Source organism: Acetobacteraceae bacterium (assembly GCA_004843345.1).
Classification (GTDB): domain Bacteria; phylum Pseudomonadota; class Alphaproteobacteria; order Acetobacterales; family Acetobacteraceae.
Genome location: CP039460.1, coordinates 13,588 through 36,591, shown reverse-complemented (window position 1 = coordinate 36,591; position 23,004 = coordinate 13,588). Strand labels below are relative to the sequence as shown.

Annotated in this window: 21 protein-coding genes; 14 read left to right on the top strand and 7 right to left on the bottom strand. The window is 37.9% G+C overall.

Annotated elements, in window-relative coordinates:
- Window positions 1-80: 80 nt before the first annotated feature.
- From FAI40_00145 to FAI40_00125, 5 genes are read left to right on the top strand one after another with little or no spacing between them, the layout of a single operon-like run.
- On the top strand, window positions 81-2,450 hold the full coding sequence (locus tag FAI40_00145) for an adenylate/guanylate cyclase domain-containing protein (GenBank protein QCE33879.1): 2,370 nt from the start codon (window positions 81-83) through the stop codon (window positions 2,448-2,450).
- On the top strand, window positions 2,444-3,259 hold the full coding sequence (locus FAI40_00140) for an ABC transporter permease (GenBank protein QCE33878.1): 816 nt from the start codon (window positions 2,444-2,446) through the stop codon (window positions 3,257-3,259). Before FAI40_00145 ends, FAI40_00140 begins: the two co-directional genes overlap by 7 nt.
- Entirely contained in the window at window positions 3,256-3,999 is a 744-nt protein-coding gene (locus FAI40_00135; protein ID QCE33877.1) for an ABC transporter ATP-binding protein, read from the top strand. The genes FAI40_00140 and FAI40_00135 overlap by 4 nt, the downstream gene beginning before the upstream one ends.
- Window positions 3,999-4,943 carry an MCE family protein gene (locus FAI40_00130; protein ID QCE33876.1) on the top strand — a complete coding sequence of 315 codons (945 nt, stop codon included), beginning with the start codon at window positions 3,999-4,001 and terminating at the stop codon, window positions 4,941-4,943. The genes FAI40_00135 and FAI40_00130 overlap by 1 nt, the downstream gene beginning before the upstream one ends.
- On the top strand, window positions 4,940-5,734 hold the full coding sequence (locus FAI40_00125) for a hypothetical protein (protein ID QCE33875.1): 795 nt from the start codon (window positions 4,940-4,942) through the stop codon (window positions 5,732-5,734). Before FAI40_00130 ends, FAI40_00125 begins: the two co-directional genes overlap by 4 nt.
- A 90-nt stretch (window positions 5,735-5,824) precedes the next feature.
- On the opposite strand, the gene bioB is transcribed toward FAI40_00125, so the two are convergent.
- Complete coding sequence (gene bioB, locus FAI40_00120; GenBank protein ID QCE33874.1) at window positions 5,825-6,808, bottom strand: biotin synthase BioB; 984 nt, start codon at window positions 6,806-6,808, stop codon at window positions 5,825-5,827.
- A 244-nt stretch (window positions 6,809-7,052) separates the two neighbouring features.
- Here bioB and FAI40_00115 point away from each other — a divergent pair, with 244 nt between their 5' ends.
- The 6 genes from FAI40_00115 (at window position 7,053) to mltG (ending at window position 13,908) form a co-directional block, all read left to right on the top strand.
- The gene (locus FAI40_00115; protein QCE33873.1) at window positions 7,053-9,014 is read left to right on the top strand and encodes a M13 family metallopeptidase; all 1,962 of its coding nucleotides are present in this window, start codon (window positions 7,053-7,055) and stop codon (window positions 9,012-9,014) included.
- A gap of 222 nt (window positions 9,015-9,236) precedes the next feature.
- Window positions 9,237-10,205: an ACP S-malonyltransferase gene (gene fabD / locus FAI40_00110; protein ID QCE33872.1), complete on the top strand. Its 969-nt coding sequence runs from the start codon at window positions 9,237-9,239 to the stop codon at window positions 10,203-10,205.
- A gap of 5 nt (window positions 10,206-10,210) precedes the next feature.
- Entirely contained in the window at window positions 10,211-10,960 is a 750-nt protein-coding gene (fabG, locus tag FAI40_00105; protein ID QCE33871.1) for a 3-oxoacyl-[acyl-carrier-protein] reductase, read from the top strand.
- A 137-nt stretch (window positions 10,961-11,097) separates the two neighbouring features.
- Window positions 11,098-11,340, top strand: coding sequence for an acyl carrier protein (locus tag FAI40_00100; protein ID QCE33870.1), 243 nt, complete (start codon window positions 11,098-11,100; stop codon window positions 11,338-11,340).
- Between the two features lie 67 nt (window positions 11,341-11,407).
- Window positions 11,408-12,682: a beta-ketoacyl-[acyl-carrier-protein] synthase II gene (fabF, locus tag FAI40_00095; protein ID QCE33869.1), complete on the top strand. Its 1,275-nt coding sequence runs from the start codon at window positions 11,408-11,410 to the stop codon at window positions 12,680-12,682.
- Window positions 12,683-12,729: 47 nt separating this feature from the next.
- Window positions 12,730-13,908 (top strand): endolytic transglycosylase MltG, encoded by a 1,179-nt coding sequence (gene mltG / locus FAI40_00090; protein QCE33868.1) that lies wholly within the window; start codon window positions 12,730-12,732, stop codon window positions 13,906-13,908.
- Here mltG and FAI40_00085 read toward each other — a convergent pair.
- From FAI40_00085 to FAI40_00075, 3 genes are all read right to left on the bottom strand, one after another.
- Window positions 13,876-14,514, bottom strand: a complete 639-nt coding sequence (locus tag FAI40_00085) for a hypothetical protein (GenBank protein ID QCE33867.1) — start codon at window positions 14,512-14,514, stop codon at window positions 13,876-13,878. The two genes, mltG and FAI40_00085, sit on opposite strands and share 33 nt — an antisense overlap.
- A 69-nt stretch (window positions 14,515-14,583) precedes the next feature.
- On the bottom strand, window positions 14,584-15,348 hold the full coding sequence (locus FAI40_00080; GenBank protein QCE33866.1) for a hypothetical protein: 765 nt from the start codon (window positions 15,346-15,348) through the stop codon (window positions 14,584-14,586).
- A gap of 8 nt (window positions 15,349-15,356) precedes the next feature.
- Window positions 15,357-16,175 carry a sterol desaturase family protein gene (locus FAI40_00075; protein ID QCE33865.1) on the bottom strand — a complete coding sequence of 273 codons (819 nt, stop codon included), beginning with the start codon at window positions 16,173-16,175 and terminating at the stop codon, window positions 15,357-15,359.
- Window positions 16,176-16,368: 193 nt separating this feature from the next.
- On the opposite strand from FAI40_00075, the gene FAI40_00070 reads away from it, so the two are divergent.
- Entirely contained in the window at window positions 16,369-17,340 is a 972-nt protein-coding gene (locus tag FAI40_00070; protein QCE33864.1) for a hypothetical protein, read from the top strand.
- Window positions 17,340-18,272: a hypothetical protein gene (locus tag FAI40_00065; protein ID QCE33863.1), complete on the top strand. Its 933-nt coding sequence runs from the start codon at window positions 17,340-17,342 to the stop codon at window positions 18,270-18,272. Before FAI40_00070 ends, FAI40_00065 begins: the two co-directional genes overlap by 1 nt.
- Window positions 18,273-18,278: 6 nt before the next feature.
- Here the strand turns inward: FAI40_00065 and FAI40_00060 are convergent, their stop codons facing one another.
- The 3 genes from FAI40_00060 to FAI40_00050 all read right to left on the bottom strand — a co-directional run bounded on the left by FAI40_00060 (window position 18,279) and on the right by FAI40_00050 (window position 21,552).
- Window positions 18,279-19,481 carry an aminotransferase class I/II-fold pyridoxal phosphate-dependent enzyme gene (locus FAI40_00060; GenBank protein QCE33862.1) on the bottom strand — a complete coding sequence of 401 codons (1,203 nt, stop codon included), beginning with the start codon at window positions 19,479-19,481 and terminating at the stop codon, window positions 18,279-18,281.
- On the bottom strand, window positions 19,478-19,732 hold the full coding sequence (locus tag FAI40_00055) for an acyl carrier protein (GenBank protein QCE33861.1): 255 nt from the start codon (window positions 19,730-19,732) through the stop codon (window positions 19,478-19,480). The genes FAI40_00060 and FAI40_00055 overlap by 4 nt, the downstream gene beginning before the upstream one ends.
- A gap of 83 nt (window positions 19,733-19,815) precedes the next feature.
- The gene (locus FAI40_00050; protein ID QCE35693.1) at window positions 19,816-21,552 is read right to left on the bottom strand and encodes a fatty acyl-AMP ligase; all 1,737 of its coding nucleotides are present in this window, start codon (window positions 21,550-21,552) and stop codon (window positions 19,816-19,818) included.
- Window positions 21,553-21,877: 325 nt separating this feature from the next.
- On the opposite strand from FAI40_00050, the gene alr reads away from it, so the two are divergent.
- Entirely contained in the window at window positions 21,878-22,981 is a 1,104-nt protein-coding gene (alr, locus tag FAI40_00045) for an alanine racemase (GenBank protein ID QCE33860.1), read from the top strand.
- Window positions 22,982-23,004: the final 23 nt, after the last annotated feature.

The window sequence follows — 23,004 nt, the reverse complement described above, 5'->3', positions numbered from 1 at the left end:
GATAAAAAACTTTTTATACTATAAAAATATCGTTATGTCTGGATATACTATACTTTAACGAGGTCGAGAAAGAAATTAACGTGCCAACAGCTGAAATTATAGATCCTTATGCTGATCTGAGAGCCAACAGGCGACAAATTATAAGTATATGCATTCCTGTCGTGAGTGTTGCTGTCGTTATTGGAACAATTGTTTGGGCCTCGTGGAAAAATTATGAGGTTGCCCATACAGGAACCGTTGCGCTTTCTAAGCAATTGATGGAAAGTGAACAACGTTATGTTGCTCAAAAAGTAACAGATTATCTAGCTCCTGCAAGTTCGAGTGGTATGCTTGCTCACGACATGCTTGATAGTACTTCCAAGCAGGATAATGTTACGAACTTTAAGCTGTTTACACGTTCAATTTTAAGGCTTTCTCAGCAAGTTGATAGTTTTTATCTTGCTAACCAAGACGGTCAGCTGTGGATTGTCTCTAGGGATGGTGAAAATTTTAAAGAAATTGAGATTTTACCAAATTCTGAAGAAACTAAAGCAAACTATGCTAAAAAAACGGTCACGCCTGAAGGGCAGGCTATTACTGAAGTATCAAAAAACAATATTCCATATACGGATCCTAGGAAGGACAATTGGTACACTAACGCAGTTAATGGGCTCTTCGAGGAGGCTAATTCCTCTTCGGAAACTGTAAATCGCATTCATTGGACACCGCCGTATTGGGATGCTTATACGCATCATTTTTTAATTACGGCATCTACAGCTTATGCAGACTCGCTAGGTCATAGAAAAGTCTTTGCAATTAACATATCGCTTAATGAATTAAGTGACTTCATCAATAGTTTGATTGTTGGAAAAACGGGACAGGCTGTCATTGTTGATCGCAGTGGTAAAGTTATTGCTGGTCACAATATGATAGGATTAAATAACCCGGATTTTGACGCAACAGATGTTTTTTTAAATCCAGTTACACAGCCTGTTTTTACCCGTGCCTTGAATATTTTTCGTGTTAACGGAGCTGGTGCACATATCATTTCTGCTCATAAAAAAAATTATATTGCAATTTCAACAGGTTTGCCTAAAACGCAGCGTGACTGGGTATTGATGCTGAATGCACCTGAGAATGAATTTGCAAGTTTTATTCAAAAAACTAAAGAACAGAGTTTTTATTCTTCTTTTATAATTACATTATTAGCCATTTTTCTTTCTATTGCTCTAATTTATCAAGGGAACAAAATTCGGAAATATAGAAAAGAGAGGAGCTTAAATGCGGCTAAAGAGGAGAAAGAGCGCACAACATTATTGAAAATAGCCACGATTCCAAATCTCCTTGATCCAGATCATGATATTCCTATTTTAACAGAAATTCTTACTGGTATCACAGGTTCTTCTAGAGCCGCTATTTGGCGTTTGTTGCCGGATTCAAAATCTTTAGTTTGTGAGGATTTATTTGATTCTAAACAAGGGGTTCATGCCGTTGGCATGGAGCTGGAACGTGAACTAAATCAGCATCTTTTTCAGGCACTTGAAGAAGGTCATTCTCTTAGCTTAGACATTGGAAACGTTGTTGATCAAACCCCTGGGGCAGAAGGGCTTTCTCGTCTTGCAAAGCAGGCAGGAGAAGATGGCACGGTTGTTTTTTATCCTGTTCTAAATATGCACCAAGCAATTGGCGCTCTGACACTTACTAATCCAGATCATTTAGCTCAAGGAGATTTAATAATCTCTTTGATTTCTGCGATTATGTCTTTACGTTTTTCTGTAAGTGAAGCTAGAGACACAAGTCATCAGAAACAAGTAAAACTGGATTTGGCAGTTTCAGGAAGAGATAACACTTTTAAACATCTTGAGGGTTTTTTAATTTCGCCTGAAAAGGGAGAAAAGGATAATGAAAAAGTGCCTCATTCAGGCATGTATCCAGATGTCCCGATTATGGTTCTGAAATTAAATAGAGCTTATTCTTCTCAACATGCAGATGATAGGGACATTATTGCTCTTGTTGAAAATTTAGCAAAAAATATTCAAGAGATTTGCAAGAGTTTGTCTGTGTTTGCTCTGCAAGTTTTAGGAAATCGTGTCGTATTTTTAGGAGACTGTTCACTTGTGACAGATCCTCTTGCGATTACCAGATTAGCAGAAGCTTCTCTTCAAATTAGAGAGAAATGCTTAAATATTTTAGCGCAACAGAATACCAAGCTGTCTTTTAGTATAGGTATTGATAGTTCGACTGCACTTGTTTCCCGTTTTGGTGAAGATCCTGCCGTTTTTAATATTTGGGGGGAATCTTTAGCTACGGCAGAACTTCTTGCTGATACAGCGCCAGGAGAAGGAGTCATTCAAGTGTCAGATAGCGCACACCAAAAATTGAAGGATCAATATTTGTTTAGGCCTCGTGGAAGTTTTTATCAACCTGATGTTGGAATTGCTACCTCTTACATATTGGCAGGTCGCTGGTGAAAGTTCCTGTTCACTTCCATTGGATAGAAGCTGCGCTTTCGGCACTAGGGAAGTTTGTCTTTTTTCATCCACGCTTCTTTTTAACATTTATTGGTGTTAGCTGGGGAGTGATAACGGCAGCATGTGTGCCAGCGTCATGGAGAAGAAGTGTTAAGATTGATTTTTGGAGAACACTGAACCAAGCTGCTTTAGGAGGTGTTCCAAGTACATTAGTGACGGCCATTTTGGGCGGTATTGGAATCGTTACACAGGCTGTTTATTGGCTTGGTTTTGCAGGTATGTCTCAAAGCACTGGCTCTGTTCTTTCTGGTATTCTTGTCAAAGAAATTGGGCCTTTACTTGTCGGTATTATTTTATTGGGACGTTCAGGCTCACTTATTGTCGCAGATTTGAGTTCCTTGAGCCTTTCAGGGCAAATTAAAGCCTTTGAAGCAATGGGAGTAGACTCTTTCTTGCAGTTTATGATGCCAAGAACAGTTGCTTTGACACTAAGCTCTTTTACGCTTGGTATGCTCTTTAGCGTTATTGCATTAGTTACAGGATATGTTGCATGTTGGGCAGAAAATACGGCTACCATGCCAATTTGGTCTTTCCTTTATCAAGTTACCTCAAGCATTGATCCTATAAATTATATCGCTATTCCAGTGAAATTCTTGCTCACGGGGTTTGCTGTCGGTATTAGCTCGACACTTACAGGATTAGATGTGTCTGTATCGGAAAACATGACTAAAGTAATTCCAAAAGGATTTACCAGAGGGATCGTTGCTATTTTAATTTTAAATGTTGCTGCGGATGTTCTTATCAAATGACAGAAACAGAAAAAGAAAAGATCCAGAATAAAGATACTAAGATAGTTCTAGGGGATGCGGCTCTAGAAATAGTGGATGCAGTTCCTTTTTTGGAAGGTTTTGAGTTGGCACTTAGTCGTTATAATCTAACGCTTAGCCCTGGAGACTGTGCTTTAATTGAATGTCAAACGCCCTCTATGGCATCTGCTTTTTTTGATTTTTGCATGGGCCTCATTCCTGCATCTCAAGGCAGCGTGAAATGTCTCGGGTTGGAATGGAGTAAACTTTCTCCAATTAAAGCAAATGCCCTTAGAGGAAAAATTGGAAGAACGTTTCAGATTGGAGGCTGGTTGGATTTGTTAGAGACAGAAGCAAATATTCTTTGGCCTAATCTCCATCACACTTCTTTGCCTCTAGATTTACTCATTCGTAATGCGACGGCTTTGGCTATAAAATTTGGTATGCCTGGATTACCTTTATTAACGCCGAATCGTCTTTCGCCCTTGGATGCATTGCGTTCACAGTGCATTAGGGCATTTTTAGGGTATCCCCAAGTGCTTTTTTTTGAAAATCCTATTTCTTTAGAACACCCTGACTTTTATAATTCGTTCATGGACACTTTAAGCCAAGCACGTCAGCGAGGTGTCGCTGTTGTATGGTCTTCGAACAACCCCTCTATTTGGGAAAATACAGGGTTAGAACGTTGCCAAAGATTTCGTTTGGATGATGATGGTTTACTTCCAAAGAAGGAGATATTTTAGTGGCTCGTTTTAAGCGTTCCAGCACCTCAAAGACATTGTTTCGTAGTCAGTATGCTAACGAATGGACAGGTTTACTTGTCTTAATAGGTTTTGTTGTTTTTATTGCTTCCCTTGTTGAAGCTGGTTTCGTTCGGCAATGGCTTGCGCCTTCAGGAACGCTTTACTTCATTCTGCCGCCTAACGGTATCGCGGGAATCGGTGTGGGAAGTGACATTGACGTTATGGGAGCGCATGCTGGTGAAATTCGTCAGTTGCGCCTCAATGAATCTGGTCGTATGTATGCGGTTGGAAATATTGAACCTCAGTTTGAGCCTTTCATTAGAACAGATAGCCCCGTTATGATTAGCCGACGTTTTATTGTCGCCGGTGCTAGCTATATGGATGTCGGAAGGGGACGTGGTCAGCCTCTTGATTGGGGATTTGCTGTTTTAAACGCAACAGTTGCACCTAATCCACAAAATATTATTATGGAAACGCTTAAAGATATTCATGCTCGAGCAGTTCCTGCTATGGATAACATTGAAGCTATTACACAAAATGTTGAAGCCATCACAAAAGAAACACGTTTAATTATTACTGGTATAGAAAAAGGTAAGGGGACTGTTGGTGCTCTTCTATCAAAAGAAGATACTCTTCAGAAAGTGAATAAACTTCTTGATAGTGTCGAGCTATCTATTGCTCAACTAAGACCTTTAGAGAAACAATTGAATAGTTTAGCATCTAATGTTAATCACTCCATGCCTCACGTCGATGGTGTCTTGAAAAACGTCGATGATGCGACTGGACAGTTGCCCGCGGTACTTTCTGAAGCAGAAATGACAGCAGATAGTTTAAGAAAACTTTCCAATCAATTACGTTCACTTTGGTTACTTGGTGGAAGTGGCCAACAGCCAGGAATAACTGCAAATGAATTAGCTCTTCCACCATCAAAGGCATCTTCATGAGAAATTTTTATAATTATATTAGAATAACGGTTTTCTCATCGCTTCTGCTTGGTGGATGTCATCATGCGACAGTTTCTCATTTGGGTTGGTCTGACGAGACGTACATCAGTTTGATGGAGACGGGTGGGGACATGGTTAACGATAACCGTATTCAAGCCGCACTTCCATTTTACCGCCAAGCGTTATCAAGAGCATTGGAGGCAGATGATCCAGAATCAATTGAAGTTTCTGCTTACAATCTTGCTTTAACACAGTTGCGATCACATGAACCAGAAGACGCTTTGAAGACAGTCTATGCAGCGCAAAAAGGTTTAAAAAAACATAAATCTTTTCAAAATTCTTTGAGATTAGCTTTGATTCAAAGTATTGCATTGAATACTAAAAAAGATTGGTATGAATCTCTAAAAATTTTAGCTCCTTGTTTGACAGGACAAGATTCTGAAATAAAAACACATGCATTATATGTTAAAGGTTTAAATGATGCTGCGCTGAAACAGCAAAATGCTTTAACTGAGGATATTCAAAAACTTTCTTCTATTCTCGGTAAAAATAAAGTTGAAACTGAAAATGAAGATGAGCTTCTAATAAGACAAGACCTTTTAAAGAGAGATTTTAAAGTTGCAGAAAAACAGGCAGAATCTTTGAGTCTCAAACGTAGAATTAATCATGAATATGATGCCATGAGAGAAGCTCTTTTGCTACAAGCTGATGCGTTAGAAGGATTAGGAGATGAGCAAGGAGCCGCAAATTTACGCTCTCAGGTAACTTCTAGTAAAAAAGCAAGTCTTTAATTTTTTCCTAAGAATTGTTTAATTGGAAGGCTGGGATAGATCTAATTATTCTTTCTCAGCCTTCCAATAAATATATCTTTATAACAAGAGTCAGCAACAAGCTGTCTTTTGAACAGTTTTGATGCCAAGTCGTTTCAAAAGCATTTCATCTCGTGAGGCGCTAGAATTATCGGCTGTTAATAGTTGATCTCCTAAAAAGATAGAATTTGCGCCTGCCAAAAAGCATAGGGCATGAGCTTCATCTGATAAATCCTTGCGACCAGCAGCTAAACGAACATGGCTTTTAGGCATCAAGATACGCGTAACAGCAATTGTTTTGATAAAATCAAAAAGATCAACATCTGGAAGATTTTCTAATGGCGTGCCTTCAATACGAATTAAGAGATTTAGAGGGACACTTTCAGGATGCACGGGTAAATTTGCCAATGTTCTGATCAATTCGGCACGATCGAGAATGCTTTCTCCCATTCCAATAATCCCACCACAGCAAATATGAATGCCATTATCTCTTACATTTTTAAGCGTTTTTAAGCGTTCTTGATATGTACGTGTTGTGATGACCGTTCCATAAAATTCTTCTGAAGTATCTAGATTATGGTTATAATAATCTAGGCCAGAGTCCTTAAGTTGCTCAGCTTGCTCATCTGTTAACATGCCCATTGTCAAGCATGTTTCCAAGCCTAATGCTTTAACAGCAGATACCATTTCACAGATAGCATTCATGTCCCTTTCCTTTGGAGAACGCCAAGCAGCACCAAGACAAAAACGATCTGCGCCTTGCTCTTTCGCACTTTTAGCTCTGGAAATAATCGTCTCTAGTGGTAATAATTTATCTGCTTTTACAGGGGTGTTGTATTTAGAGCTCTGTGGGCAATAGGCGCAATCCTCTGGGCAGCCACCGCTTTTTATAGAAAGTAAAGAGGAAATTTGAACACGGTTAGGATCATGATTTTCTCTATGAATTTGCTGTGCCTTAAAAAGAAGATCTGCAAAAGGTAAAGTGAATAAAGCGGATACTTCCTCCTTTTTCCAATCATGACGACATACGGAAATGGTTGATGTAGAATAAGGCATAACTAGACAAAAACTCCTAAATAAATAAGGATTGCATCTTACAAAATACTTACATGAACAGAAAAGCTAAAAAATATTTTTGTCATAAAAATTTCATTTTTGGAGTCATAATTAAATCGTGTCTAAATCGCCTTTCATTTTAAAATTATTGTATTATCCAGCTTTTATATTTAGCGCTTTGAATTTTTTCCCGTTCGCAGCCCTTGCAGAAAATTCGAAAAGCTGGGGCTGGGATGAACAAGGCATGAATTCTTCAGTTTTCCCAGGAAATGATTTTTTTGAATACACAAATGGAACTTATATTAAAAACTTAAAAATTCCAGAAGATATGAGTTCTTATGGTGCTTTTAATATTTTGAGAGAAAATTCTCTTAAAAATCAAAAAGCAATTTTAGAAAAATTATCGACAAAGACATTGAAAAAAGATTCTGACGAAGAAAAACTGAACTGTTTCTACCAATCTTTTTTGGATGAGGTCACTATTGAAAAACTCGGGATTAAACCATTTCTTACAAAAGAAAAAAGTATCAAGAATATATCCCAATACCAAGAGTTTGCGTCTTTTTTGGGAGCCTCAAATTTAGGATTCAATTATAGCCCGTTTGTTTTAGGTATTGAACAAAATCAAGAAGATCCAACGCAATATATGTTTGTCCTAGATCAAGGGGTGTCGGCAGGTGTCTCTGGTGGATTGGGGTTGCCGGATGCACGTTATTACACAGATCCTGCCTTGGTTTCTAAGAAAAAAGCTTATGAAAATTATGCAAAACAGATGCTTTCTTTTTTAAAATGGCAAAATCCAGACTTGCTTGCAAAACGAATTGTAAATCTTGAGACCGAAATCGCTGGAGTTCTTTTACCGAGAGAGCAAACAAGAGATGCGATAAAAATGTTTAATCCAATGACTGTATCTCAGCTTAAAGAAATAGCTCCTTCATTTGATTGGAATGCATATTTTAAAAATGCTGGTGTGGATGATCTCAGTCAAGATAATAAAATTTTTATTAATGTAAGAGAACCTGCTGCAATAACAGCTATGTCGAAAATTTTTGCGAAAACGCCTATTGATACCCTAAAAGCTTGGGTTGCGTTTAGAAGTTTTAATAAAGCGAGCCCTTATTTATCAAGCTTGTATTCTAATTCTGAGTTTAAATTTAATAGTCAGATTTTAGCTGGTGTAAAACAAAAACCAGCAAGATGGAAGTTAGCGATCAATGCTTCAAATGATGCATTAGGCTGGGCTTTGGGGGCATTATATAGCGAAGCTTATTTTTCAGAAGAATCTAAAAAAGAAGTTATAGATCTCATTCAGCAGCTAAAAGAAACATTTCACTATCGTTTAGAACATAATAGTTGGATGGATGAAGAAACCAAAAAATCTGCTCTTAAAAAATTGGATCATTTTGATGTTCAAGTAGGCTATCCGGAAAAATGGAGGACATACGAAGGGCTGGAGATTAAAAAAGGAGATTTGTATGGTAATGTCGAGCGGGCTATAGCATTTGATTGGCGTTATCAATTGAACAAATTGGGAAAAAAAGTTGACCGTTCTGAATGGGAAATGTTTCCACAAACTGTGAATGCTTATAATAATCCAACGATGAATGAAATTGTTTTTCCTGCGGCTATTTTGCAACCGCCATTTTTTAATCCAAAAGCAGATATGGCAATAAATTATGGTGCAATAGGGGGTGTTATTGGGCATGAAATGACGCATGCTTTTGATGATCAAGGGCGTCATTATGATTTTTCAGGAAAATTAAATGATTGGTGGAGTAAAAAATCAGCTGAAAATTTTGAAAAACAAGCTGATCGCCTAATCAGTCAATATTCTCAAATCGAGCTTATGCCTGGTCTTCATATTAATGGAAAGACAACTCTTGGGGAAAATATCGCAGATCTTGGCGGATTAACACTGGCATTAGAAGCCTATAAAAACCAAGCACAACTTAAAGGGATTTCTTTAGAGCAAAGACTTGATGGCTGGTCAGGCACGCAGCGTGTTTTTCTAGGCTGGGCTCAAATTTGGCGAGAAAAAATCCGTCCAGATGCTCTGCGACAATTAACATTAACAAATGAACACGCAGCACCTGTGGTAAGGGTAAATATGCCTTGTCATAATATTAAACAATGGCTCATAGATTTTAATGTAACATCAGATCAAGTTTTATTTTTGCCAGAAAATGAGCGTATTGAGATTTGGTAACTTAAAAATCACATATAATACGAACCTTATATTGACGTTTATATGCGTAAATTTTAATGAGATACTTAAAGATTATCTTGTGACAACGTATTAAGGGAATATTGTCCAGACATTGCAATGTGGCGTAAAGTGTGGAGCAGTAAAAACGCATCTTCTTAATTTGAGATGCCAAAACGAAAAATCTTTTCGATTTTTGTTTTATTGATAAAAAAAGGACTTTTGATGGAATTTAAGCATGCTTTCGTTTTTCCAGGCCAAGGTAGTCAGTTTACTGGTATGGGCAAAGAGTTATTTGATCAAAGCCCAATTGCACGTCAGGTTTTCGAAGAAGTTAATGATTCCTTAAATGAAAATTTGAGTGATCTTATTTTTGAGGGAAGCCAGGAGGATTTGACCAAAACGAGTAATACGCAGCCAGCGTTATTCGCTGTGTCCGTTGCAGTTTTACGCGTTTTAGAAAATGAAGGTGATTTTTCTATATCTGAAAAAGCATCTGCTTTGGCAGGCCATTCTTTGGGAGAATATGCTGCACTCGTAGCTTCAGGGGCTTTATCAATTTCAGATGGATCACGCCTCTTACGCTTGCGTGGAGAGGCTATGCAGTCAGCTGTTCCTGCTGGGAAAGGTGGGATGTCTGCAATTCTTGGCATAGATAATGATCAAGCGCGCGAAATCTGCAGTGAATTAAATCAGTTTGGTCGCATTGAAATTGCTAACGACAATGGAGGAGGGCAAATTGTTCTTTCAGGAGATATCCTTCCTGTTGAAAAATCTCTAATTTTAGGAAAAGAAAAAGGTGCAAAAAAGACTGTTTTATTAGCCGTTTCAGCTCCTTTTCATTCATCGCTCATGCTTCCAGCATCAACAAAAATGGCTGACGCATTCGCTCAAATGTCATGGAGTGGTACAATGTCTCCTGTTTGGGCCAATATTACTGCAACTCCAGAAACGGACATATCAAAGATACCAGAATTGCTAACAAAGCAAATTACTGGAGAAGTTCGGTGGCGAGAAACAATTGAGGGTTTTGTTAAGCAGGGGATTACCCACCACCATGAGTTAGGGGCAGGAAAAACCTTAACTGGCTTAGCTAAAAGAATTGATTCTAGATTGCAAAACGATAAAGCTTGTAGCATGCTTGAAATTGAGGCCATGCTTGAGCGTATTTTTAATCCAAAAGAAAAAGTTTAAGAAATATGAGTCTATTTTCACTTTCAGGAAAAAGAGCTTTAGTTACTGGCGCATCTGGTGGTATTGGCGCTGAAATCGCACGCTTATTGCATAAGCAAGGCGCCGCTATTACAATCACGGGGCGCAACAAAGAAGCCTTGGATGCGCTTGCTGTCGAATTGAAAAAAGAGCGTATTTTTGTTGTTCCTGCTGACCTTTCTAATGCTGACGAAATTGAAACCTTAGTCACAAAATCCGAAGAGCTTATGGGCGGAGGTATTGATATTCTGGTCAATAATGCAGGGCTTACAAGGGATAATTTAGCGATTCGAATGAAGGATCAAGAATGGGAAGAAGTGATAAAGGTTGACTTAGAGAGTCCTTTTCGTTTATCTCGTACAGTTCTAAAGGGGATGCTAAAGCGTCGTAGTGGAAAGATTATTTCTATATCCTCTATCGTTGGAGCTACAGGAAATCCAGGGCAAGCTAATTATGCTGCTGCCAAGGCAGGGATGATTGGAATGAGTAAAGCTCTTGCTCTAGAGGTCGCCTCTCGTGGTATTACAGTAAATGTAGTTGCCCCAGGGTTTATTGATACCTCTATGACCGAGGGATTACCTGAAGCTATAAAGAAACGTTTGATAGACCAAATACCTCTCAAGCGTTTGGGGACCCCAAAGGATGTTGCCTCATCTGTCGTTTTTTTGGCATCTGAGGAAGCGAGCTGGATCACGGGTGTAACATTTCATGTTAACGGTGGGATGGCTATGATATAATGTTTTGAGTATGTGATAAATTCGTGTTAGAGCATTGTTTAGATGTTCAAGCGCTGGAATTGAAGGGGTTCTCTCGTAGTAGTTAATCTTTTTGATTAGAAATTTTTGATATTTTAGGATAAATTAAGGAAAAGAAAATGAGTGACGCAATTGCAGATAAAGTAAAAAAAATCGTTGTCGAACATTTGGGTGTCGATGAAAGCAAAGTGACCCCTGACGCCTCTTTCATTGATGATCTTGGTGCTGATAGCCTTGATACAGTCGAATTGGTTATGGCCTTCGAAGAAGCTTTTTCTGTTGAAATTCCTGAAGATGCTGCTGAAAAAATTTCAACAGTTTCTGATGCTATTCATTATATCGAAAACCAGAAAGAAGACTGAAACATTTTAATTTTGGCGGCGCCAAAATCTTTTGTGGCGCCGCAGTTTTTAGTAAAAATGGATGGACATGAGCTCTTCAATTCCACACAGAAAACGCGTTGTGATTACCGGTATTGGGATGGTAAGTCCCTTGGCTGTAGGTGCCCAAAACACATGGGATTATCTAGTTGCAGGGAAATCAGGTATTGGATCTATAACTCATTTTGATCGGACACTTTATCCCGCACAGGTCGCTGGAGAGGTTCCTGAAGGAGAAACCTCCGAAGGAAAGTTGAATTTGGATGATTGGATTTCACCAAAAGATCAAAAGAAGATGGATCGATTCATTCATCTAGGCTTGGTAGCTGCGACACAGGCTGTTGAAGACTCTGGTTGGAAGCCAACAGAAGAGGAAGATTTGTGCTCTACAGGTGTTCTGATTGGCTCTGGTATAGGTGGGCTTCAAAATATTTATAATGCCTCTCTTTTAATTAATTCTGGGAAGAAGCGAGTTTCTCCATTCTTTATTCCTTCTGCTTTGATTAACCTAATTGCAGGACATCTTTCCATTAAGTATGGTTTTAAGGGGCCTAATCATGCTGTTGTTACTGCATGTGCAACAGGGCTACATGCAATTGGCGATGCTTCCCGTCTTATTCAGCATGGTGACGCCGATGTTATGGTCGCAGGTGGTGCAGAAGCTGCTGTTTGTTCTATTGGTGTGGCTGGATTTAACGCTGCTAAAGCGCTTTCAACGCATTTTAATGATACGCCAACAAAAGCGTCTCGCCCGTGGGATAAAGACCGTGATGGTTTTGTCATGGGAGAAGGTGCTGGTATGGTTGTTCTCGAAGAGTACGAGCATGCAAAACGTCGTGGTGCAAAAATTTATGGTGAGTTAGTCGGTTACGGACTTTCTGGAGATGCTTATCATATCACAGCTCCTCCAGAAGGGCATGATGGTGCTTTCAGAGCCATGAAAGCAACTCTCAAAGATGCGCGGATGAATGCGGATGAAGTAGATTATGTGAACGCCCATGGTACATCTACAATGGCAGATGATCTTGAATTAAGCGCTGTTGAAAGAATTTTTGGCGATCATTGTCGTAATCTTGCGATGTCTTCAACAAAATCTGCAATTGGTCACTTGTTGGGAGCTGCTGGTGCCGTGGAAACGATTTTTTGCCTGCAGGCAATGAATAATAATGTTGCACCTCCAACTTTAAACCTTGATGATCCAAGTTCGGAAACATTAATTGATCGCGTAGCACACACAGCTCAGAATCGAAAGATTGATGTTGCTCTTTCTAATAGCTTTGGATTTGGGGGAACAAATGCTTCTCTAATTCTTAAAAAAGTGTAAGGATCGCTATCAGTTCGTATGGAGTAGGGAAAAAGGCATGGAATTAATTGCTGCCTTTTTTCATTATTTTTGTAGAACTAATAGTTCAGATGCTTAATTTTGTATTTGATAAATTGTATCAATTTGGCATTTTTGTAGGTAAGTTTTTGCACTTAAGATGCTACTTTCAAAAGATAGAGAGTCTTAATCGTTTTTGTTTGATTCTATTTTTTGCGTCTCTCACTTTTTCTCTTTTAACGGTAAAGCTTGTTAGGCATCTTTCATATTTATATGAGGATCCGTTGCCTTGTGTTGGTGGAAATCAACAAATTCCTCAAAACAGTCGCTCCAGATTAGCTATCATTTTGCGTGATGGCAAAATTATACCTCATTCACCAGAATGGGCAGTTTTTTTTAATTTTTTCTCTAAAATTACTTATCAACAGGGAGCTTTGAGAAGTGGTGAATATTATTTTCCTCCCTCTAGTTCTTTTAAAGATATTTTGAAAATTTTAAGATTTTCACCATCTGTCCTTCATTTTTTATCTATCCCAGAAGGCTTAACGGCCATTCAGATTAAAGATGCCTTGAATCATGCTCCAGGTTTGAAAGGAAAAGAAGTTAGTTTTGATGAAGGATATGCTTTTCCTGATACGTATGCTTTTAGTTTAAATTCAAATAGAGACGATCTTTTATCTCGCATGCACACGTCAGCAGAGAGACATTTAGCTAAAGCTTGGGAAGAAAGAGATATTAAAACTTTGAATGGTCTGGTTGATGATCCATTTACCTTGCTTATTCTAGCTTCTCTTATTGAAAAAGAAACATCAATAGATTCAGAAAGGCCTAAGATTGCGCGTGTTTTCCTAAATAGAATATCGAAAAATATGCCTCTTCAAACAGATCCAACTATTTTTTATGCTTTAGCTTTAAAAGGAGAAGATGTCCCAAATAAAAGATTAACATTCGATCATTTAAAAATAGAAAGTCCATACAATACTTACCGTAATAAGGGTCTTCCTCCAGGACCTATTTGCTCACCAGGAATGTCTTCCTTAGAGGCTGCTGCACATCCTGCCGACGGAGATGATTTATATTTTGTCGCAAATGGGAAAGGTGGGCATGTTTTTTCAACAACTTTCGCCCAACATCGTCAAAACATTCAACAATGGCACGAGGCAATCAATAATAAAAAAACAAATGATCAAAAATCTTTATCTAAGGATATTCGTAAGAAATTGCCTTAAAGAATCTGCTTGATTATTATTTGCCCTCATAGAAGATAAAATATCTATAGGATTTAGATTTTTACCGTAGTAAGCCTTATTTGCAGAGTCATCAGATGATATCTTAAGCTGGGACAAAATGTCTTTTTTTGAGGACTTGTCCTTTAAGTTCACAATTAAAAAATCAACATCTTTGGATAAAAATTGCCCTTCATTTTTTATTAAAGTTGAAGAAATTTCTTTCTTTTTCTCAAAAGTAAACTCTTTATCCAAAAAACCTTCTAGAGCTTTTTGAGTCATAATAAAAAATATGAGATGATCCGTTTCCTTGAGATTTAAAACGTCCATATGCCTTTGTGTAATCATGTAGAAGGCAGGGGCAGACCAACTATTTCTGGAATCTCGTGCTAATAAAAGACATTTTCCTTTTAATGTTTTAGCAAAAACAACCGATTTCACTTTCAGCTTTGGACAAAACATAATGCCCCGAGCCAATTTTAATTGTAACAGTAATCCTCGAGGATATTGCATAGAATTTTGAAAAAAAATCTTCCCATCTTTAAGGGCTGTATTTACCAAAAATTCTTCTGGAGAAATTTGTGGAGAAGCTATTGCCAATGACGGCATATAACTCACTCCGAAAAGGAAACTCAGAAATAATTTTTTATTAAAAAATGGACGCATTCTTAATACTTTTTATTTCTCTTTAGCATAAATACTTTCAACGAGCTCCCAGTCCTTTATGGAATCAACATCAATTGCCGCCATGCCATTACTTAAGGGAATAAACTCTAGAGTTGAAGAGGTTATCATTTTAACCCGTTCAAGAAGCGTAATACTATCCAAACGCCGAAAAAGCGCTTTAAAAAGGGTTTTAAGGCCTAAAATTTTAACCATTTTAGCCGGCGATTTTCTTAAGTGATGGATCTTTTGCCATAACTGAATAAGATTTTCAGAAGATTCATTTCTTAAAAAGAACAAATTACAACCAGAAAATTGAATGTCTTTAAGAGGGATATAGGTACGTGACATCTTTAAAGACAGCGCTTCTACTTTCTCTTTAAGAGCAATCCCAAAAGTGACATCTGCAGAGCTTTTTTCTGATAAATTTAGAAATTCTTGAAGCCACTCTGGTTGTAAAAGAGCATGATCTGCTGTCAAAATTAAGCAAGGAAATCCAATTTTTTTTATAGCTTCTTGAATTGTTTCTGGTAGTGTCGGCCGTGATGAAAGGTAGTGTGCTTTTTCTAAATTTAAATCTTTAAAATAAGCTTCATTCTCTGAAGCAATATAAATATTAGAAGCAATATCAGCGTTTAAAATTGCCTGATAAACACGTTTTAGCATTGGTGTGCCGGCAACAGGCAGAAGTGCCTTATGCTGGACATTCCCTGCTTTTGCAAGAACATCATTTTCTCCTAAACGAGAGCCGGCAAGGATTAAAACAGGTAAACGTTTCATTTTTCCTCTTATCTAGTTGCTGGACGAGGATGTGCTGGATCAGGCCTGTCTTTTGGAGGCTTTCCAGTAAGATCCATAACCCAAGGATAACGATACGCTTCATCAATAGAATAGCCCAAATTAAAGACTTTTGCGCTACGTGGACGATCTGTCGCAGAAACATAATATGTTGATAATAATCGATCCCATAGATAATTTGTAATTCCAAAATTACCATTTTCATCATGAAAGTGATGAAGAACATGCAATTTTTTAATATAATTTACCCATTCTGTTTTCGGCTTATAACCAAGATGCTGAATACAATGAAAAAACTCGTAGAAACAAGTAAGATAAAGCCCTGTAGCGACTGCCGCAAAAGCTCCGGGTAGACCACCAATTAAGGCTCCAACTGGAGCGCAAATTCCAAAAATTGATGGTAGAGTATGGAGTGGGGATCCAAATAAAACTTCCATTAGATGCGGATCTTGGTGATGATCCCAGTGAATTCTTTTCCACATTTTTGCTGTAATTTTATGTTGATAAAACCATTTTCCATGCATTATCCATCTATGAATAATGTACCAAATTGTTGGAAATAAGAAAAAAATTAAGGCTATAGGGCCAATAATAGAAATCCAATTTGTATAAAAATGGATCATTAAAAAAACAGAGAAAATAATAAGAGAAAAATACAGCAAAATCGTTGGATAGGTCAGATATCCTAACCAAAGCTGCTTAACATTCATTTTTCCGAGATCAAAACTTCTGCCTTTACGCTTGAATGTTCTATCTTTGAGATGAGATTTAAATTTCTCTATTTTATGATGGAATTCAGCTGCTGGCATTTTATAGATCCTTGAATTTATTGATCTAAAAGTAAAATAAAATCTCTTTCGGACACCCTAAAACAAAAGGGAGATTTTAAAAAGTAAATAATCTTGTTGCTTGCTCATAGAGACTTCCTTTAAAACGACAAGGAAGTCTTGCATATATAAAATTATAGCAAGTGATATTCTCATTAAAGGAATTTCATTTTTTATGAATAACCCTGCTTTTATTTATACGCCAGAGTCGCTAAAGAATGCAAAGGAAGATAATTTTCTTATTTCCCTTGCAAAAACCCTCTTCGATAAAGAGTTGTTTATCCTCTCGAAACCAGGCGTAAATTTAGAGCTCATTTTTAAAAATTTTTATAAAAAAAATGTGAGACATATTATTGTTAGTTCTGGAGATGGTACGCTTTCTCGAATTTTAGGTGCCATAAGTCAGACATACCCAGAAAATGAATTCCCAAAAATCACATTACTACCTTCTGGAAATACAAATTTAATTGCTTTCGATATTGGTTCATTGCGAAGAGATGCGGCGTATCTATTAGATATTGTAAATAAAAATATAACACAGGTATCTGTTTTTCGGCATTCGATCGCTCTTTCTTTCCCAGGAACAAATCGTTCTAAGGTGTTAGGGATGTTTGGCGGAGCTGGTAGCTATGAAAAGGCCATAAATTCGAGTCGAGGAAAAATGGAGGATTTAGCACCACATCGACTAGCTATTTTAGGGATATTGCTAAAAGGATCTTTTCAAGTAATTTTCACGAAAAAAGAGCGGTCAATTTGGTACAGAGGTGTAAGAATGCCGTGGCTGAATAAACCTTATGATGCTTTTTCAAAAGAGATATTTTTTACGCTTGTCACATCACTTCATAAACTTCCATATCACTTATGGCCTTTCTGGAATGATTGTTCTGGGAAAATAGGATTTCATTTTTTAAGAGTCTCTTCTTTTCCTAAATCTTTTCCAAAGGCACTATTAACACTTCTTATCTCCTTGATTACGCGAAATATTTTACCTTGGATTAAAGAAAATCAAGATTATCAAAGTGGTCAAACGTCTGAAGTTTTGGCTGAATTGCATGCTCCATTTATTTTAGATGGTGAATTTTATCCTCCTTCTAAAAGTGGCTTTGTAAAATTAGAGTTAGGCCCCCAATTTGAGTTTCTTGTATAATGACCAACCAGATAGAACTTTATAATAAAGTCGCACTAGAGACAAAAAAGACCATTCCTCTTAGAGTGAATTTATTCGCACAAGAGATTGCAAATAAATGTAAAAAACCACCAATCGGTATTATTTTTTACGGATCACAAATCAGTAAATTAGATCCTGATGGGCTAATGGATTTTTATCTGATTTTAGAATCTTTAAAAGATTTTCAGCAAAATAAATTACTTTTTTTGGGGAATATTTTTCTTCCCCCAAATATTTACTTTATGAAGCATGGGAATAGTCGTGCAAAAGTAGCCTGTATGACATTAGCCCAACTTCAAAAAAGAACACAGGTAAAGAGTTTAGATACCACAATCTGGGCTCGTTTTTCTCAGCCTGTATATTTGGCATGGGTTAGAGATGAACGTTCTGAGCATCTTTTAAATAGTCAGATTTGCAACTCTATATATACGGCTTCCCTTTGGAGCGCTGCACTAGGGAAGACCTGTGGAAAAGTGGATGATTATCTAAGAGATCTTTACACCAATACTTTCAAAACAGAAATTAGGGTAGAAAGTAAAGACCGTATCTCTTCACTAATAGAAAGGAATATCAAACGCTATCAAGAATATTTACCAATAGCTTGGAAAGACTGCTCACTGCCATTCGAGCAAAAAAATGACGTTTTCTATCCTCGAATAGATTCTCAAAGAAATTTATTTCTTAGAAGATGGCGTATCATAAGACTTTGGGGGAAAATCCAAAATGCCTTACGTTTATTAAAAGCTGGGATGAGTTTTAATGGCGGAGCAGATTATATTCGTTGGAAAGTAAGGCGTCACACAGGAATCTCAATAAAGCTCTCTGCTTATGAAAGAAAATACCCAATAATAGAACTTATTATAACCGTTCTAAAAATAGTATTTTCTCTCATTTTTAAAAGGAGTTTTTGATATCTCTTAGATATCAAAAACTTCCATTTCTTCTTTTACCTCTTTAAAGATGGTAAGCGCTTGATCAATCTCTTCCGCTGTATGCGGAGCGGTCACCGACATACGTAGCAGACCATTATTATCCGGTGTTGCTGGTGGAAGAGATAAATTCACATATACACCCTTTTTGAGAAGTTTTTCCCAAAAAAGCATAGCTCTAGGTGTTTCACCAACAGGCACACCAATAATCGCAGATATGTTTTCATTAGGAGAAAAACCAATAGCTCTAAGACCAGCATTCAAGCGTTTTGCATTTTTTTGAATGTTTTCTCTCCATTCAGGATGCGCTTGTATCTCTTTTAGATTCGCTAAAGTTGCTCCGATAATTTCAGGAGATGGGGAAACCGTAAACATATAAGGGCGAGACGTTACTCTTATAAGTTCAATTTCTTCTCTATTACTTATGCAGAAACCTCCCATGGTGCCAATGGCTTTAGAAAAAGTTCCAACAATGAAATCCACATCATCTAAAACACCTTGAAGCTCTGCAACACCAAGCCCTTGCGATCCATAAACACCAAAAGAATGAGCTTCATCTACTAGAAGAGCCGCACCATATTCTTTTTTAATTCTAACAAATTCTTTTAAAGGAGCCATATTTCCTGTCATGGAATAGACACCTTCAACAATGATAAGAATACTCCCTTGATGGTCTTTTAAGAGCTTTAAACGACGTTCTAAATCTTCTGGTTTATTGTGACGAAAACGAAGCACTTGCGCGCCAGAGAGGCGAGCTCCATCATAAATGCTGGCGTGACTATCTGCGTCAAGAAGGATAATGTCATTTTTATCTGCCAGACCAGAAATAACTCCAAGATTGGCAAGATATCCTCCAGAAAATACAACAGCGTGTTTTTTCCCAAAAGCTTCGGCAAATGTCTTTTCAAGATTCTGATGTAAAGACAAAGTTCCATTCGCTATACGAGAGCCTGTTGTCCCAACACCATGTTTCTTAATAACTTCAATTGCTGCATTTTTAGCCGCTGTAGAGTGACTCAATCCCAAATAGTTATTTGTACCAAACAAAAGGGTCTCTTTTCCCTTGATAATAGCACGTGTTGGAGAAATAGCTTCTTCAATAACAACATTAAAAGGATTTTGCCGGTTATTACTAAGGAGTAAACGTGCTTCAGCTGCAAGCGGAGCATATTTGGCAAAAATATCTTTCATTCTTTGTCCGCCTGAAGCTTGAGAAGGCATTCAGCTAAATCGTTAATCGTTCTAACGTCAGCTAAGTAATCAAGAGGAAGAGAAACATTTAATTCATCTTCGAGTTCCATAACAAAATTCATTACAGCAAGACTATCAAAAGCTAAATCTTCAACAATTCGACTTTCTCCAGTAATGTCACGTGGAACTTTTGGGTTCTGAAGTAACTTCTGGATAATGAGTTCTGACATTTGACTCATAGTTTCGTACATAATCTCTAGTGCCTTTTGTTATATCGCTGAATAAAAATCCAACTATTCAAATAGATAAAATCTGTTGTTAAAAACAAGTGAATCTAGTTGTCTTCAGAAATATCGGAAACTTTTTTAGAAACCAATAAAGCTTTTGCTTTCGCTCGACTTAACTTTCCAGAGGATGTCTGCGGAAGGGTTCTCGGAGGAACCAAAACCACTTTCGCATCCACACCATGCAATCGACGAAAGAGGGCAATAATCTCAGAGCGTAAGTTTTCTTGAGCTTCCTTTTCTTGAAGACGACAATGAACCATTGCGGTAACAATATCCTCTCCAGAATCAGTTGTCACAGAAAACACAGCAACATCCCGAGATCTTACCCCTGAAATCGCATGCTCAACACTCCATTCAAGATCTTGTGGCCATACATTTCGACCATTCGTAATAATAAGATCCTTTGCTCTTCCTGTAATAACAATCTGCCCATTCAGAAAATAACCAAGATCCCCTGTATCCAGCCAGCCATTTTTGTCAAATACAGCTTTACTTTCTTCTGGACGATTAAAATAACCGCGCATCACACTTAGGCCACGTGCAAAAATTCGCCCAACGGAACGCTCGGGTAACACCCGACCATCTTCTCTCCGAACCTGCAGCTCATGCTTAGGAAGTGGGTAACCACACAGAACAAATTCACGACTACGCGCACATCCTTCAGAGCTTACAGGCTTAGCAATATTATTATTTTCCAACTCATTCAGATCAATAATATCGGTCTGCATCCCACGGCCTAGAGGGGCAAAAGTAAGAGCCAATGTCGTTTCAGCCATTCCATAGCTAGGGACAAGCGCCCCCTTGTCAAAGCCACACTCAGAAAAGGTCTCCGCAAAAGCCCTCAAAACCTCTGGACGAACCATGTCTCCGCCAATACCAGCGACGCGCCAGCTTGACAAATCCAGCTCTTCGCGAACACCACGTCTTGCGCAAAGATCAAATCCGAAAGAAGGACTGTAAGAAATCGTAGAGCGATTTTCCGAAATCAACTTCAACCAAATATGCGGCCGACGCGCAAACTCTCGTGTCGGTAAAAAATCCACAGAAATCTGTGAACAAATAGGGGTTAGAAAGAACCCAACCAACCCCATATCATGATACAAAGGAAGCCATGAAATGGCACGATCTCCAGTAATTCCCTCAAGACCATAGCAAGAAATTGCATGCGTATTTGCAAGCGCAGATTTCTGCGTAATTGAGGCCCCCATAGGAAAGCGCGTACTTCCAGAGGAAAATTGAATATAAGAAAGATCTTCAGAGGAAACTTTTGGTAAATCAATATCTTCAGACGGAGAATTCTCAAAAAGTTTATCAGGAGAACCACCAAACCGAAGATCTAAACCTTCAAGTATTTCACCTTCCCAACTACCTATAATATCAGGAATGACGACCGCCTTTGCCTCACAACTGGAAATCATCCCTCTAGTTGTCAAAATATAACTCTCTCTGCCACCAAAAGCGACTGGTAAAGGCAGAGGAACAGGAACAATACCTGCATATTGGCAGGCAAAAAAGATACGCGCAAAATTGCCGTCATTTTCTGCAACTAGCGCAAGGCGATCACCACGCTTCATCCCAATAGAAATTAGAATTTTTGCAATCCTTAAAGCCTCTTCACGTAATTGTGAATATGGCAAAGATTCAATCAGTTCACCGCGCCCAGAGTAAAAATTAAAACCAGTTCTTCCTTGAGCAGCATAATCTAAAGCATCTGGAAGGGTAGCAAACTCTCCATAAAGAGGAGGAAGACCTGAAACGGTAGGTGTTAATGTAATAGGATTCATAAGGGGGCTAGTTTCTTCAGGCAAGCGTTGACGAGGCTCCAAGAAGCCCCCTTAAGCAAATAAGGGGGTATGGTGAAAAATATTTTGAAAAAGCATCATTATTCGAGAAGCATTCCTAACATAATAATGTTAGAATAACAACATAGTTCACTCCTAAATACTACGTTCGAGCACAATCACAAAACAAATTCGCTTTTATTCTATAATCATTGGGAAAAAAGCTCGGAACGCTTTCGATACCTTAGGTGTAAAAGTCCTTTTAGAAACATAATTGATATTATAAAGTAGGAATAAAGAAAAGTTTTTAGCTAGAGACAATTTAAAAATGAGAAACCCCTGTTTAAAAGGATATGCGTTGGGGAATGCTGTTGCCATTATTTCTCTAAAACAAATTAGAGATAACTTTAATTACCTTAAAAAAATAGCCTCTCCGTCAATCTGTATGCCTGTATTAAAAGCAAACGCTTATGGGATAGGGGCATTAAAAGTTTTATCTGCTTTGGTCGATGAGATAGAGGGCTGTTTTGTTGCAACACCTTCAGAAGCGTACTCCTTAAGAGAGTATATTGCACTTCAAGCGCATAAAAAAATTAAAATTTTTGTACTGCATGGATTTCTCCCTGGTGAGGCTGAAAAGCTTGCAGATCTTGAGTTAATCCCCGTCATAAATACAGAATGCCAAGCGCAGGAATGGCGATCTGTCGGTAAGGGAAGACCGTGTGCTATTCATATAGATTCTGGTATGAGCCGACTAGGCATCTCTTTCAAAGAGATAGAGAATCCAGTTTTTAAAAAAATAAATCCAATTCTTATAATGAGTCATTTAGCCTGTGCGGATCAAAAATTTCATCCTAAAAATCAAGAACAGCTCAAATATTTTAGTGCGCTTTCAAATACATTTTTCCCAAATATCGCCAAGTCTATAGCCGCATCAGATGGTATTTTTCTCGGGAAAGAATTTTTGATGGATGTTGTTAGGCCTGGTATTTCTCTCTATGCAAATATTAGCCAAGACAATGTAAATCCCTTTCTAAAAGATGCTATTTCTATAAAAGCTCCCGTTTTCCAAATTTCTGAATATGATTCAGGGAAAGCCTTTGGATACTCAAGCTCCTGGGTTGCAAATCGGAAGACTATGAGCGCAACTGTTGGTATAGGCTACGCAGATTGTTGTTTATCATCTCGATATCGTAACCATGATATTTTTTTACAAAAGCATAAAGATTCGTTTCCAATAATTGGAAAGACGTCCATGGATTCTATAATCATTGATATTACGGATGCTAAACATTCAGTTAGGATTGGTGACTTTGTAGAATTACTTGGAGAAGATCAAGATATTTTAACATTAGCCAAAAGATGTGAAATAACGCCACATGAAGTTCTAACATCTCTTGGAAGTAGAATTTCAAGAGAATATCTCTCCTGACTTGGCATAATATATATTATGCG